This is a genomic window from Halomonas sp. PAMB 3264, from assembly GCF_031954245.1.
GTDB lineage: Bacteria > Pseudomonadota > Gammaproteobacteria > Pseudomonadales > Halomonadaceae > Vreelandella.
Genome location: NZ_CP134866.1, coordinates 116,108 through 129,801 on the forward strand (window position 1 = coordinate 116,108; position 13,694 = coordinate 129,801).

Annotated in this window: 10 protein-coding genes; 2 read left to right on the top strand and 8 right to left on the bottom strand. The window is 63.8% G+C overall.

All coding sequences use genetic code 11. The features are described from left to right. Window positions 1-4 precede the first annotated feature (4 nt). The 7 genes from RN347_RS00535 to glyA all read right to left on the bottom strand — a co-directional run bounded on the left by RN347_RS00535 (window position 5) and on the right by glyA (window position 9,133). Window positions 5-1,387, bottom strand: a complete 1,383-nt coding sequence (locus RN347_RS00535; RefSeq protein WP_263585564.1) for an L-serine ammonia-lyase — start codon at window positions 1,385-1,387, stop codon at window positions 5-7. Between the two features lie 120 nt (window positions 1,388-1,507). Then, window positions 1,508-2,374 carry a formyltetrahydrofolate deformylase gene (purU, locus tag RN347_RS00540; RefSeq protein ID WP_311959292.1) on the bottom strand — a complete coding sequence of 289 codons (867 nt, stop codon included), beginning with the start codon at window positions 2,372-2,374 and terminating at the stop codon, window positions 1,508-1,510. A gap of 69 nt (window positions 2,375-2,443) precedes the next feature. Further along, entirely contained in the window at window positions 2,444-3,079 is a 636-nt protein-coding gene (locus tag RN347_RS00545) for a sarcosine oxidase subunit gamma (protein WP_263585562.1), read from the bottom strand. Next, entirely contained in the window at window positions 3,072-6,113 is a 3,042-nt protein-coding gene (locus tag RN347_RS00550) for a sarcosine oxidase subunit alpha family protein (RefSeq protein ID WP_311959296.1), read from the bottom strand. The genes RN347_RS00545 and RN347_RS00550 overlap by 8 nt, the downstream gene beginning before the upstream one ends. Next, window positions 6,110-6,499, bottom strand: a complete 390-nt coding sequence (locus RN347_RS00555; RefSeq protein ID WP_263585560.1) for a sarcosine oxidase subunit delta — start codon at window positions 6,497-6,499, stop codon at window positions 6,110-6,112. The genes RN347_RS00550 and RN347_RS00555 overlap by 4 nt, the downstream gene beginning before the upstream one ends. 11 nt (window positions 6,500-6,510) lie before the next feature. Continuing rightward, on the bottom strand, window positions 6,511-7,761 hold the full coding sequence (locus RN347_RS00560; protein ID WP_263585559.1) for a sarcosine oxidase subunit beta family protein: 1,251 nt from the start codon (window positions 7,759-7,761) through the stop codon (window positions 6,511-6,513). 46 nt (window positions 7,762-7,807) lie between these two features. Next, entirely contained in the window at window positions 7,808-9,133 is a 1,326-nt protein-coding gene (glyA, locus tag RN347_RS00565) for a serine hydroxymethyltransferase (RefSeq protein WP_311959298.1), read from the bottom strand. A gap of 408 nt (window positions 9,134-9,541) precedes the next feature. Here glyA and fdhA point away from each other — a divergent pair, with 408 nt between their 5' ends. Beyond that, window positions 9,542-10,729, top strand: a complete 1,188-nt coding sequence (gene fdhA / locus RN347_RS00570) for a formaldehyde dehydrogenase, glutathione-independent (RefSeq protein ID WP_263585557.1) — start codon at window positions 9,542-9,544, stop codon at window positions 10,727-10,729. Between the two features lie 160 nt (window positions 10,730-10,889). Here fdhA and RN347_RS00575 read toward each other — a convergent pair whose 3' ends face one another. Further along, window positions 10,890-11,996, bottom strand: a complete 1,107-nt coding sequence (locus RN347_RS00575) for a hybrid-cluster NAD(P)-dependent oxidoreductase (RefSeq protein WP_263585556.1) — start codon at window positions 11,994-11,996, stop codon at window positions 10,890-10,892. Window positions 11,997-12,362: 366 nt separating this feature from the next. Between RN347_RS00575 and RN347_RS00580 the strand changes: the two genes are divergently transcribed. Beyond that, window positions 12,363-13,655, top strand: coding sequence for an aromatic ring-hydroxylating dioxygenase subunit alpha (locus RN347_RS00580; RefSeq protein WP_263585555.1), 1,293 nt, complete (start codon window positions 12,363-12,365; stop codon window positions 13,653-13,655). The last annotated feature ends 39 nt before the right edge of the window (window positions 13,656-13,694 follow it).

The following is a 13,694-nucleotide window of genomic DNA, read 5'->3' on the forward strand; positions in this document are numbered from 1 at the left end:
ACATCTAACACTCGATCGCGTTCACCGCCAGCCCCCCCTTGGAGGTCTCCTTGTACTTGTCGAGCATGTCGCGGCCGGTGTCGCGCATGGTGCGGATCACTTTATCCAGCGAGATGAAGTGGGTGCCGTCGCCGTGCAGCGCCATTTGGGCCGCATTGATCGCCTTGACGGTGGCGATGGCGTTGCGCTCGATGCAGGGCACCTGAACGAGCCCGCCGACCGGGTCGCAGGTGAGCCCCAGGTTGTGCTCCAGACCGATTTCCGCGGCGTGTTCGACCTGCTCTGGCGTGGCGCCCATCACTTCGGCAAGGCCCGCGGCGGCCATGGCGCAGGCGGAGCCGACCTCGCCCTGGCAGCCCACTTCGGCGCCGGAGATCGAGGCGTTTTTCTTGCACAGAATGCCGATCGCGCCGGCGGCGAGCAGAAAGTCGACCACGTTGCGATCACAAGAGCCTGCCTGGAACTTCATGTAGTAGTGCAGCACCGCCGGGATGATGCCCGCCGCGCCGTTGGTCGGGGCGGTGACCATGCGCCCGCCGGCAGCGTTCTCTTCGTTGACGGCCAGCGCGAAGATGTTGACCCACTCCATCGCGGAGAAGGTAGTCGCGATCAAGCACGGGTTCTGCTCGGCGGCGGACAGACGCTGGTGCAGTAGTTTGGCGCGGCGCTTGACGTTGAGCCCGCCGGGCAGCACGCCTTCGTGAGTCAGACCGTTGTCGACGCACTCGCACATCACCTGCCAGATGCGCCACAGCTCGTCGCGCACCTCCTGCTCGGGCCGCCAGGTCTTCTCGTTGGCCATCATCAGCTGGCTGACACTGAGCTTCTCGCGCTTGCAGATCGCCAACAGCTCTTCGGCGGAGTTGAAGTCGAAAGGGATCTCGGCACTGTCCATGTCCTCGAGCTTCGCGTCCACCTGGTGCTGGTCGACGACGAAGCCGCCGCCCACTGAGTAGTAGGTGTTCGCGAGCAAGACCTGGTCGGCTTCGTCATACGCGCAGAGCTTCATGGCGTTGGGGTGGTGGGGCAGGCTTTCGTCGTGAAAGCGCATGTCCCGTTCCCAGACGAAGGTGACGTCCTTCTGGCGATTGAGCGACAGCGTGCGCGTCTCCTTGAGCGCCGCGATCGTGGGGCCGATGATCGACGGGTCGATCCGATCCGGGCGTTCGCCCATCAGGCCCATGACGGTGGCGTGGTCGGTGCCGTGGCCAACGCCGGTAGCGGAGAGCGAGCCGTAGAGATGCACTTCCAGACGGCTGACCCGGTCGAGTACGCCGGCGTCTTCTACCGCCGCGGCGAACTTGAAGGCTGCCATCATGGGGCCGACCGTATGCGAGCTGGATGGGCCGACGCCGATCTTGAAAAGGTCGAAGACACTGATAGGCATGGAAGACCTCTGATGAGAATAGCGCGCCGGCTCACCGGCGACGGGCGAACCTATCGGCCGGCAAGGCGACGTCGTTTGTTGTACTTACTGTAGTCGAGGTACCGCGTTGAGGGCGTTCGGTCAGTTGCCGAACACGACCGTACGGCCGCCGTGCAAAAACACCCGCCGCTCCAGGTGGTAGCCGATGGCCCGAGCGAGCGTCAGACACTCGATATCGCGCCCCTTGGCGACCAGATCCTCCGGGTAGTGCGCATGGTCCACCGGCTCCACCCCCTGGGCGATGATCGGGCCTTCGTCCAGGTCGTTGTTGATGTAGTGCGCGGTGGCGCCGACCAGCTTCACGCCCTTGTCGTAGGCCTGGTGGTAGGGCCTGGCGCCCTTGAAGCCCGGCAACAGCGAGTGGTGGATATTGATTGCACGGCCGTCGAGCAGCTGGCACATGCGCGGCGACAGCACCTGCATGTAGCGCGCCAGAATCACCAGTTCCGCCCCGGTCTGCTCGATGATGTCGAGTACCTGGGCTTCCTGCTCGGCCTTGGTCTCCGGGGTGATCGGCAGGTGGTGATAGGGTAGATCATGCCACTCGGCCAGCGGCTGCAGATCCGGATGGTTGGAGACGATCGCCTTGATATCCAGCGCAAGCTGCCCGGTACGGTAGCGGTAGAGCAGATCGTTCAGGCAGTGGTCCGCCTTGGAGACCAGAATGACCGCGCCGGTGCGCTTGGCCGGCGGGGTCAGCTCGAAGCTCATGTCGAACTCGCGGGCGCGGGGGCCAAAGGCCTCCTCGAACGCTTGTTCGCTAAAATCGTCGAGCTCCGGGCGAAACTCGGCACGAATGAAAAAGCGCTCCCCCAGCCGGTCATCGAAGGAGCTGAGCTCGGTAATATAGCAGTGCTGCTCTTTTAAAAACCGGGTGACGACATCGACCGTGCCCAGAATGCTCGGGCACTGGGCAGTGATGATCCAGGTATCCGTTAGTCGGCTCATGGCGCTTCTCATTCATCAAGGTCAGTTCATCGCGGTCAGGGTGGCCGGCGGGTGCCGGCCGTCCTGCTTTTATTGTGTATCGATACCGTATTCTTTTGATGCGTCGAGCAGCCAGCGGTAGCAGTAGTCGGCGAAGCTGCGCCGCACCACCAGCTCCCACTCGGTCTCGCTTGAGCGGCGCAGCACCACGGTCGCCTTGGCGAAAATGGTGGTCACGCCCTTACCGACCGGAAATGCATGGGGGTGAACGTCGAACGAGACCGTCTTCATCAGTACTTCCCGGGCGTTGTCGCCGGCAAGCGTCAGCACGGTCTGGCCACCGCTGACGTTGACGATGCTGACGTGGGCATCGCCCAGCGCCTCGCGAAGGCGGCGCTCAAGGTCGCACTCCTCGCCGCCGGGCACGATCACGAGCCACTCGTCCGGCGAGATCCACTGAATCGAGCGCTCGCCGGCCTCGTCACGCTCGACGGTGTTGGGCTTGGCCGGCAGGCTCATGCCCAGGACCTGGCGCACCGCCTCGTCGAGTACGATGGCGCCGCCGCGCAGCACCACGTGACCCAGCAGCGCCTTCTCGCGCAGCACCACGCCGGCATTGGCGCTGTGGGTGCTCTTTTGCTGCTGGTAGCTCCAGTGAAGCGGCGACTCGACCGCCGGATTACCGGCGGGCACGGTGTTGAACTGCTTGGCGCTCACGTTAGACATTCTGGCGCTCTCCTTTCGGGTCGATGAAGACGGGACTGACGATCTCGGCTTCATGCATCGTGCCGTCGGTCATCGGCAGGTAAACGGTTTGGCCCATGCGATCGCGGCCTTCGACCACCACTGCCAGGGCGAAGCCGTGGCCCAGTGACGGGCTGTAGTAGCTCGAGGTCACGTGGCCTTTCATGGCCATCGGGATACTCTGCTCCTTATCGAAAACGACCTGCGCGCCCTCTTCCAGCACGACGCTCGGGTCCTTCGGCTTCAAGCCGACGAACTGCTTGCGATCGCCACGCAGGGTGTCGGGGCGGCTCAGCGCACGCTTGCCAATCCACGGGAAGGGCTTGTCGTAGCCGATCGCCCACTGCATGCCCAGATCTTCCGGGGTGACCGAACCGTCGGTGTCCTGACCGACGATGATCAGACCCTTCTCGGCGCGCAGCACGTGCATGGTTTCGGTGCCGTAGGGCGTAAGATCGTACTTCTCGCCGTGCTCGAAGAGTTTCTTCCAGACGTGCAGCGCGTAGTTGGCCTGCACGTTGATCTCGAAGGCCAGTTCGCCGGTGAACGAGATGCGAAAGATACGCGCCGGCACGTCAGCCACGGTCGCGTCGCGCCAGTCCATGAACTTGAACGACTCTTTATCCAGATCCAGGTCGGTCAGCTCGGACAGCAGCTTGCGCGCGTCCGGGCCGGTCACGGTCATGGTCGCCCAGTGGTCGGTCACGGAGTTGAAGTAGACCTGAAGCTCCGGCCACTCGGTCTGGTGCCAAAGCTCCAGCCACTCGAGCACGCCCGCCGCACCGCCGGTGGTGGTGGTCATCAGGAAGTGGTTGTCGGCCAGACAGCTCGTGGTGCCGTCGTCCATCAGCATGCCGTCGTCTTTACACATCAATCCGTAGCGCACGCGGCCCGGGGCGAGCTGCGCCCACTTGTTGGTGTAGACACGACCCAAAAATTCCCGCGCGTCCGGGCCCTGAATGTCGATCTTGCCCAGCGTCGAGGCGTCCAGAATGCCGACTTTTTCGCGCACCGCCAGACACTCGCGGGCCACCGCTTCGTGCATGGTCTCTTTTTTGCCGTTGACCGTGCGCGGGAAGTACCAGGGGCGCTTCCACTGACCCACGTCCTCGAACTCGGCGCCGTTTTCCATGTGCCACTGGTGAAGCGCGGTGTAGCGTTTCGGGTCGAACAGCTCGCCGCAGTGACGGCCAACGATGGCGCCAAAGGTGATCGGCGTGTAGTTGGGGCGGAACACCGTGGTGCCGACGTCCGGAATCGAGCGGTCGAGGCAGCGCGCGGCGATGGCCATGCCGTTGATGTTGCCAAGCTTGCCCTGGTCGGTACCGAAACCGAGCGCGGTGTAGCGCTTGACGTGCTCAATGGACTCGAAGCCCTCGCGGGTGGCGAGCTCGATACCGGCGGCGGTCACGTCGTTTTGCAAATCGACGAACTGCTTCGGTGCGCGCAGCGCGGTTTTTTCGTGCGGTACCTGGTAGAGCGCGCAAGCCTTGCCGTCGCGGCGACCGCGGGTGGCGGGCAGGGTGATCGCCTGAGCGTCTTCAAAGCCCGTGGCCTGGGCGGCCTGGCGACCGGCGCGTTCGCCGTCGGCCAGGGTTTCGTCAAGCCCGAAATGGCCGGCGACGCCGCCGGCGGAGATCATGCCTTTCACTTCGCCGGGCAGAAAACCAAGCAGCTCCTCGTTCCACTGCGGGCGGGTGCCGGTGTGCGAAGACAAATGCACCACCGGGCTGTAGCCGCCGGAGCTTGCGATGGTGTCGCACTCGAGCTCCTCGACCTTGCCGGTGACCACGAAGCGCTCAAGATCGATCGCGCAGACGCGAGCGCCGGTGACGCGCTGGCCGCCGCGGGCCTCAATAACGGAGCTTCCGGTAATCACGCGAATGCCGCTGTCGCGGGCCTGGCGAACGAGGTCGCCGTCCGGGTTGGCGCGGGCATCGACGATCGCCACGACCTGGCGGCCGGCCTCTTTCCAGTCGAGCGCGGCGCGGTAGGCGTGGTCGTTGCTGGTCGAAAGCACCAGCTTCTTGCCCGGCACCACGGCGTAGCGACGGATATAGGTCGACACGGCCCCGGCGAGCATGTTGCCCGGCAGGTCGTTATTGGCGTACACCAGCGGGCGCTCGTGGGTACCGCTGGCGAGCACCACTTGGCCTGCGCGCACGCGGTGCAGCCGCGCGCGTGCCTGGCCGGCAAAGCCCGCCTCGCTGGCGGTGTCGGCCAGGTGCTCGGTGCGCCGCTCGTGCAGCGTGACGAAGTTGTGATCGTGGTAACCGTTGGCGGTGGTGCGCGGCAGCAGGGTCACGTTTTCAAGGCTTGAAAGCTCCTTGATGGTCGCCTCGACCCAGCGCGCGGCGGAGACGCCGTCCAGGGTTTCGCGGCTATCGAGAAGCGAGCCGCCCATCTCTTCCTGCTCGTCGCAGAGAATCACGCGGGCGCCGGCGCGAGCCGCCGACAGCGCAGCGCCAAGGCCCGCCGGACCCGCGCCCACGACCATCACATCGCAGTGGTGGTGCATGTGGTCGTAGATGTCCGGGTCGGACTCGTGAGGCGCGCGGCCAAGACCCGCGCCCTTGCGGATGTACTTCTCATACGTCATCCACATCGAGGCCGGGGCCATGAAGGTCTTGTAGTAGAAGCCTGGCGGCATGAAGCCGCCGCCCAGCCGGCCGACCCAGCTCATCACGTCGCGCTGGACGTTCGGCCAGCCGTTGGTGCTGCGCGCGACCAGGCCCTTGTAGAGCGCCTGTTGGGTGGCGCGCACGTTGGGCACTTGGGTCTCTTCCCGGGCGCCGAGCTGGACCACGGCATTGGGCTCTTCGGCGCCGGCGGCAACGATGCCGCGGGCCCGCGAGTACTTGAAGCTGCGGTTGACGATGTCCACGCCGTTGGCGAGCAGGGCCGAGGCCAGGGTGTCGCCCTTCAGGCCCTTGTAGCGCTGGCCGTTGAAGGTGAATTCGAGCGTTTGGGAGCGATCGACACGGCCGCCGGCATCGATACGATTGGTCTGCGTCATGACGAGGTCTCCTCGTTCAAGGCCTTGGATTCGGGCTGGGCACCGATGGTTTGCCAGCCGCCGTCGGCGGTTTGTACGCCCTGTTCCTTACGGACCTTTTCCGTTTCGGCGGTGATGCTCGGCTGCTCGCCCATCCGGTAGGTTTCGAGGATCTCGTAGGTCACCGTGTTACGGGTGATGTTGAAGAACTTGCGACAGCCCACGGAGTGGACCCACATTTCGTGGTGAACGCCGCGCGGGTTCTTGCGAAAGAACAGGTAGTCGCCCCACTCTTCGTCGGTGGTGTTGTCCGGATCCTTCGGGCGCATCAGGTGAGCCTCGCCGCGCGGATGAAACTCCTCTTCCTCGCGGTGCTCCTGGCAGTAGGGGCAGTGAATATAGAACATGTCAGCTCTCCTCAGTGCGCAACGCCGGCGGCGCCGTGTTCGTCGATCAGCGCACCGGTGTGGAAACGGTCGATGGAGAACGGCGCGGCGATCGGGTGCATTTCACCCTTGGCCAGACTCGCCGCGAACACGTGGCCGGAGCCGGGGGTGGCCTTGAAGCCGCCGGTGCCCCAACCGCAGTTGAAATAAAGACCCTTGACCTTCGTTTTCGAGAGGATCGGGCAGGCGTCCGGGCAGGTGTCGACGATGCCGCCCCACTGGCGGTTCATGCGCACCCGCGAGAACATCGGGAACATCTCGACGATCGCCTGCAGGGTGTGCTCGACGGTCGGGTAGCTGCCGCGCTGGCCGTAGCCGAGATAGCCGTCGATGCCCGCGCCGATGACCAGGTCGCCCTTGTCGGACTGGCTCACGTAGCCGTGCACGTGGTTGGACATGGTGACGGTGTTGAGCACCGGCTTGAGCGGCTCGGAGACGAGCGCCTGAAGCGGATGCGACTCGAGCGGCAGTTTGATACCCGCCATGTTGGCCAGTACCCCGGAGTTACCCGCGGCCACGCAGCCAACGGTGTTCGCTTCGATGTCGCCACGGTTGGTGTGAACGCCGAGCACCTTGCCGTCGCGAATCTTGAAGCCGGTGACTTCGGTGTTTTGCAGAAGATCGACGCCGAGGGCGTCGGCGCCGCGAGCGTAGCCCCAGGCCACCGCGTCGTGGCGGGCAACGCCCGCGCTTTTCTGCCAGGAGGCGCCCATGATCGGGTAGCGCGCGCGGTTGGAGATATCAAGCTCCGGCTCGATCTCCTTGATCTGCTGGGGCGTGACCACTTCGCTATCCACGCCGTTCAAGCGGTTGGCGTGCACGCGGCGCTGGATGTCGCGCATGTCCTGCAGGGTGTGGCCCAGGTTCAGTACGCCGCGCTGCGAGAACATGACGTTGTAGTTCAGATCCTGAGACAGCCCCTTCCACAGATCCAGCGAGTGGTTGTAAAGGCGCGCGGCCTCGTCCCACAGGTAGTTGGAGCGCACGATGGTGGTGTTACGCGCCGTGTTGCCGCCGCCCAGCCAGCCTTTTTCGACCACGGCGACGTTCTTGACGCCAAACTCCTTGGCCAGATAGTAGGCGGTGGCCAAACCGTGGCCGCCGCCGCCCACGATGATCACATCGTAGCGCTTCTTGGGCGTGGGGTTGCGCCACTGGCGCTCCCAGTTCTCGTGATGACCGAGCGCATGTTTAACCAATCCGAAGCCGGAATAACGTTGCATGAAATCTCTCCTGAATCGACTCCGTGGAGCCCGCGGGCGGCGGTCGTTACGCGACGGTGGCGTCTTCGACCGGCTCTGCCTGGGTTTGGGCCTGACCGTAAACCGGGTAGTGCGCGCACAGATCAGCGACGTGGTCGCGCACCCGGTTTTCGATCTCGGTGGTGTCCTGCTCGTCGGCCAGCACGTCGAGAATGTCGCAAATCCAGCCAGCAAGCTGCTCGCAGTCCGCCTCGACCATGCCGCGCGTGGTTACCGCCGGGGTGCCGATGCGAAGGCCGGAGGTGACGAACGGGCTCTGCGGGTCGTTGGGCACGCTGTTCTTGTTGACCGTGATGTGGGCGCGGCCGAGGGCGGCATCCGCCTCCTTGCCGGTCACGCCCTGCTTGATCAGCGAGAGCAAAAACAGGTGATCGTCGGTGCCGCCGGAGACGACGTCGAAGCCGCGCTCGATGAACACCTTCGCCATGGCGCGGGCGTTTGCGATCACCTGGCGCTGGTAGTTGACGAAGTCCTGGTTCATCGCTTCCTTGAACGCCACGGCCTTGGCGGCGATGACGTGCATCAGGGGGCCGCCCTGCTGGCCCGGGAATACCGCGCCGTTGAGCTTCTTGTAGAGCGCCTCGTCGCCGTCGGCGGAGAGGATCAGACCACCCCGCGGGCCGCGCAGCGTCTTGTGGGTAGTGGTGGTGACCACATGGGCGTAGGGCAGCGGGCTCGGGTAGAGGCCGGCGGCGACCAGACCCGCGACGTGGGCCATGTCGACCATCAGGTAAGCGCCCACTTCGTCGGCGATGGTGCGGAAACGGCGCCAATCGATCACCCGCGAGTAGGCGGAGAAGCCGGCGATGATCATTTTCGGCTGGTGCTCGCGGGCCAGACGCTCGACTTCCTCGTAATCGATCTCGCCGGTGCCCTCGACCAGGCCGTACTGCACGGCGTTGTAGTGCTTGCCGGAGAAGTTCGGTGCCGCGCCATGGGTCAGGTGGCCGCCGTGGGCCAGGCTCATGCCCAGAATGGTGTCGCCGGGGCTGACCAGCGCCATGAACACCGCAGCGTTGGCCTGGGCGCCGGAGTGCGGCTGAACGTTGGCGTAGTTGGCGCCGAACAGGCTACAGGCGCGCTCGATGGCAAGCGCCTCGACCTTGTCGACGAACTCGCAACCGCCGTAGTAGCGCTTGCCCGGGTAGCCTTCGGCGTACTTGTTGGTCAGCTGGCTGCCCTGAGCTTCCATGACCAGCTTACTGGTGTAGTTTTCGGAAGCGATCAGCTCGATATGGGCTTCCTGGCGCGACGTCTCTTCGGCAATGGCGGAGGCGAGGGCCGTGTCGTAGCTGGCCAGGCGGGCATCGGGAGAAAAATTGTTGTGTGACATCTGGGTCTCCAGGCTAGTCGCGTTGTTCTGTCTGAGATCGATCGGTCTGTATCCGGTCCAGGCGTTTGTTAGCGCCGCGCGTTGGGATGGGCTTGCGACGCTATCATGCCGCGATAGTATCGCCGGGCCTTGCCCCCAAGATGCTTGCCCACGTCACCGCTCGGCGTATTTGCGACATTTACGACAAAATCGTGACGCGTGCCGAAACAGGTCGCCCATCCGCCGTTCGATGTCGTCTGTGGGTAACTTATCCGCGCGCGAATCAACCATGCTGAAGCGGCACCTGATGCCGTTTGGCGGATCGTCGGCGCTTGCCGTCGGGATTGCGTCAAACACGCCAGTTTCACTCAAGAATAACGATGCAGCGCGACTCATAATCGCGGCCGCACCCGGAAGAGAGGATTATCCATGTCCAACAATCGCGGTGTTGTCTATGTCGGTGACGGCAAGGTCGAGGTCCAGAACATCGACTACCCGAAAATGGAAACCCCCAACGGCAAGCCCATCGACCACGGCGTCATTTTGAAAGTCGTATCGACCAATATCTGCGGCTCCGACCAGCACATGGTGCGCGGGCGCACCACTGCCCCGAAAGGCATGGTGCTGGGCCACGAGATCACCGGTGAGGTGATCGAGAAGGGCAAGGGCGTCGAGTTTCTGAGTATCGGCGACATCGTCTCCGTGCCGTTCAACGTCGCCTGCGGGCGCTGCCGCACCTGTAAGGAAGGCCACACCGGCCTTTGCCTGCACGTCAACGACGACCGCGCCGGCGGCGCCTACGGCTACGTCGACATGGGCGGCTGGGTCGGCGGCCAGGCGCACTACGTCATGGTGCCCTACGCCGATTTCAACCTGCTGAAATTCCCGGACCGCGACCAGGCCATGAACCAGATTCGCGATCTGACCATGTTGAGCGACATTCTGCCCACCGGCTTCCACGGCGCGTTGAAAGCCGGCGTCGGTGCGGGCTCCACGGTGTACGTCGCCGGTGCCGGCCCGGTGGGTTTGGCCGCGGCGGCTTCGGCGCGTCTTCTCGGCGCGGCGGTCGTCATGATCGGCGACTTCAACAAGGCGCGCCTCGAGCATGCGCGCAAGATGGGGTTTGTTCCGATCGATCTCTCCCAGCACGACCGTCTGGGCGAAATGATTGCCGCGGTGGTCGGCGAGCCGAGCGTGGACAGCGCCATCGACGCGGTAGGCTTCGAGGCGGTGGGCCATAGCGGCAAGGAGCAGCCGGCGGTGGTGCTCAACCAGATGATGGAAGTGACCCGCGAAGGCGGCTCCATCGGCATTCCCGGCCTCTACGTCACCGAAGACCCGGGTGCGGCAGAGAAGGCCGCGCAAACCGGCAGCCTCAGCCTGCGCTTTGGCCAGGGCTGGGCGAAAGGGCTCTCCTTCCACACCGGCCAGACCCCGGTGGTGCAGTACAACCGCCAGCTGATGCAGGCGATTTTGCACGGGCGCCTGAACATCGCCGAAATCGTCAACGCTCAGGTGATCTCGCTTGAAGACGCGCCCAGCGGTTACGAGCAGTTCGACCAGGGCGTGGCGAGCAAGTTCGTCCTCGACCCGCACGGGCTGCTCGGCGCCGCCTGATGCGCCAAACTGCACGCGTGCGGTGACAACGACGCCCGGGGCTTACGCCCCGGGCGTTTTTCATTGCGTCAAAGCCAATATCTCAAGGGCCTGAAATGCGACACAAAAAAGCGGACACCGCGTGGCGGTATCCGCTTGAGAAGCCGGTGGTTAGTAGAATTTAGAAATCGATGACCAAACTGCTCTTGGGCCGGCTGCAGCAGGTGAGGATGTAGCCCTCTTCGATGTCCTCGTCGGTGATGCCGCCGTTGTGCTCCATCTCCACCTCGCCGGATTTGAGCGCCACGCGGCAGGTGCCGCAGATACCCATACCGCACGCCTTGGGAATGTGCAGGCCGAGCTTGGCCGCCGCCGCGTGAACGGTTTCGCCGGGCTGGATGCGCACGCTCTTGTTCGACTGGGCGAACTCGACGTTGAGCAGGTCTTCCGGCTCGGCCATTTCGGCCTCTACCTCGGCCTGCTCGGCAAGCTCGAGCACGTCCTCCTTGACGTCCGCCGGGGTCGCGCCGAACACCTCGTCATGGTAGTGATCCATGTTGAAGTTGTTGGCGCGCAGGATCTCCTTGATGGCGTTCATGTAGGGCACGGGGCCGCAGCAGAAGATCTCGCGCTCGAGGTAGTCCGGCGCCATCATCTCGAGCATCGGCTGGGTCAAAAAGCCGCGATAGCCCGCCCAGGCCTCGCCGATGTCGTCCTTTTTCTCGCAGACGATATGCAGCTTGAACTCGGGGATGCGCGAGAACATGTGCACCAGCTCGCGGTGATAGATGACATCGCGCGGCGCGCGGGCGCTGTGGATGAACTCGACGTCGACGTTGGCGTTGGTATCGAAGAACCAGCGCGTCATCGACATTAGCGGCGTGATGCCCACGCCGCCGGAAAGGAACAGCACCTTCTCGGCCGGGTAGTCGATGGAGTTGAAGTTGCCCACCGGCCCGTGGACCACCAGTTCGTCGCCCACCTTCAGGTTGGCGTGCAGCCAGTTGGAGACGTAGCCACCGGGCACCTGCTTGACCGTGATCGAGAAGCTGTAGGGAATCGAAGGCGAGCTCGAAATGGTGTAGGAGCGCATGACCTGCTGGCCGTCGATCTCGAGCTCCAGGGTCACGAACTGGCCCGGTTTGAAGAAGAACAGCACGGGCTGTTCGGCCATGAAACAGAACGTGCGAACGTCCCAGGTCTCCTGGATCATTTTTACACAGCGCACGTGGTGGCGGCCGTTGGTCCAGGTTTGGGTCGTGACGGGGTTGTAGAAATTCATTGTCATCGTTATCTCAATATGGCCGAGCTTGCACGTTGCCTTCACCGGGTCCGTCCTTGCTGGCACGGTCCAGCACCATTCCCCTGCATTCTGGGTACGCGTTTGGGCGACGGCTTACCTGTTAGCGACACGCACTTGTCTTGCGCCACCCCGCGGGCGTTACAAATCGGTTTTCACGTCGTCGGCACGCTTAGCGATGTCGTCGGCAGATAACTCGGCATCGACACCCTGCACCACAATCCACCCCATAATGACGCCATCGCTGCGCGCCCGTACAACGCCTGGTGACGCCACTTAACAACAAGACAACGTAGTTTGGTCAATGACTGTGTCGCCGCCCTCGAGGCCGGCGGGTTTAAAAGGATATCTGGTATGAACAATTCGTCGGACTACACCCAAAACGATCCGCTGGCCGCCATGCGTGAAGAGACGGTCGAGATGCTCGAGTCACGGGCGCGCACCTACTCCCTGCCGCAGCCGTTTTACAACGACGCGCGGCTGTTCGCGCTCGACATGGAAGAGATCTTCGAGAAGGAGTGGCTGTTCGCGGGCATGAGCTGCGAGATTCCGGCCAAGGGCAACTTCATGACCCTCGAGATCGGCAATAACCCGATCGTCATCGTGCGCGGCGGCGAAGGCCAGATTCACGCCTTTCATAACGTCTGCCGCCACCGCGGCTCAAGGCTTTGCACCACCGACAAGGGCAAGGTCGCCAAGCTCGTGTGCCCCTACCACCAGTGGACCTATGAGCTCGACGGGCGGCTCTTGTTTGCCGGCAGCGACATGGGCACCAACTTCGATCTGAACCAGTTCGGCCTGAAGCCGGTGCACGTGCGCACCGCTGGCGGCTTCGTGTTCATCAATCTCTCCGAGAACCCGTCGTCGATCGACGATTTCCTGGTCACGCTCGAGCACTACCTCGAGCCCTACCAGATGGACAACGTCAAGGTGGCGGTGGAGTCCAGCATCGTCGAGCAGGCGAACTGGAAGCTCGTGATCGAGAACAACCGCGAGTGCTATCACTGCAACGGCTCGCATCCGGAGCTTCTGAACTCGCTGATGGAGTTCGACGACACCGAAGACCCGCGCGCCACCGACAAGTACAAGGACCTGGTCGCCCGCAAGCAAAACGACTGGAACGGCGAGCAGGTGCCCTGGCAGCTCAAGCGCTTTGGTAGCCGCAACCGCATTACGCGCACGCCGCTGCTCGACGGCGTGGTCTCCATGACCATGGACGGCAAGCCCGCCTGCAACAAGCTGATGGGCCGACTGACCAGCCCGGACATGGGCTCGCTTCGTATCCTGCACCTGCCCAACTCCTGGAACCACTTCATGGGCGATCACTCGATCGTATTCCGCGTGCTGCCCTTGGGGCCGCAGCAGACCATGGTCACCACCAAGTGGCTGGTGCACAAGGACGCGGTCGAGGGTGTGGATTACGACCCGGAGAACATGCGCCGCGTGTGGGACGCCACCAACGATCAGGACCGCAAGCTTGCCGAAGAGAACCAGCGTGGTATCAACTCAAAGGCCTACCAGCCCGGCCCGTACTCCGAAACCTACGAGTTCGGCGTGATCGACTTCGTCAACTGGTACGCCGATCGCCTGCTGGAGAATCTGGGAAGCGAAGGCGCGTCGCTGACGCTTGCCAAGGCGCAGGGCTAAGGCGTCTGGCCACCGGCCGCCGCGTTAGGCGGCCGGCAC

Excerpts from the sequence above, each read along its gene's own strand:
- RN347_RS00535 (WP_263585564.1), bottom strand. The coding sequence starts at position 1,387 with ATGCCTATCAGTGTCTTCGACCTTTTCAAGATCGGCGTCGGCCCATCC.
- RN347_RS00575 (WP_263585556.1), bottom strand. The coding sequence starts at position 11,996 with ATGACAATGAATTTCTACAACCCCGTCACGACCCAAACCTGGACCAAC.
- purU (WP_311959292.1), bottom strand. The coding sequence starts at position 2,374 with ATGAGCCGACTAACGGATACCTGGATCATCACTGCCCAGTGCCCGAGC.
- RN347_RS00550 (WP_311959296.1), bottom strand. The coding sequence starts at position 6,113 with ATGACGCAGACCAATCGTATCGATGCCGGCGGCCGTGTCGATCGCTCC.
- RN347_RS00580 (WP_263585555.1), top strand. The coding sequence starts at position 12,363 with ATGAACAATTCGTCGGACTACACCCAAAACGATCCGCTGGCCGCCATG.
- RN347_RS00560 (WP_263585559.1), bottom strand. The coding sequence starts at position 7,761 with ATGCAACGTTATTCCGGCTTCGGATTGGTTAAACATGCGCTCGGTCAT.
- RN347_RS00545 (WP_263585562.1), bottom strand. The coding sequence starts at position 3,079 with ATGTCTAACGTGAGCGCCAAGCAGTTCAACACCGTGCCCGCCGGTAAT.
- RN347_RS00555 (WP_263585560.1), bottom strand. The coding sequence starts at position 6,499 with ATGTTCTATATTCACTGCCCCTACTGCCAGGAGCACCGCGAGGAAGAG.
- glyA (WP_311959298.1), bottom strand. The coding sequence starts at position 9,133 with ATGTCACACAACAATTTTTCTCCCGATGCCCGCCTGGCCAGCTACGAC.
- fdhA (WP_263585557.1), top strand. The coding sequence starts at position 9,542 with ATGTCCAACAATCGCGGTGTTGTCTATGTCGGTGACGGCAAGGTCGAG.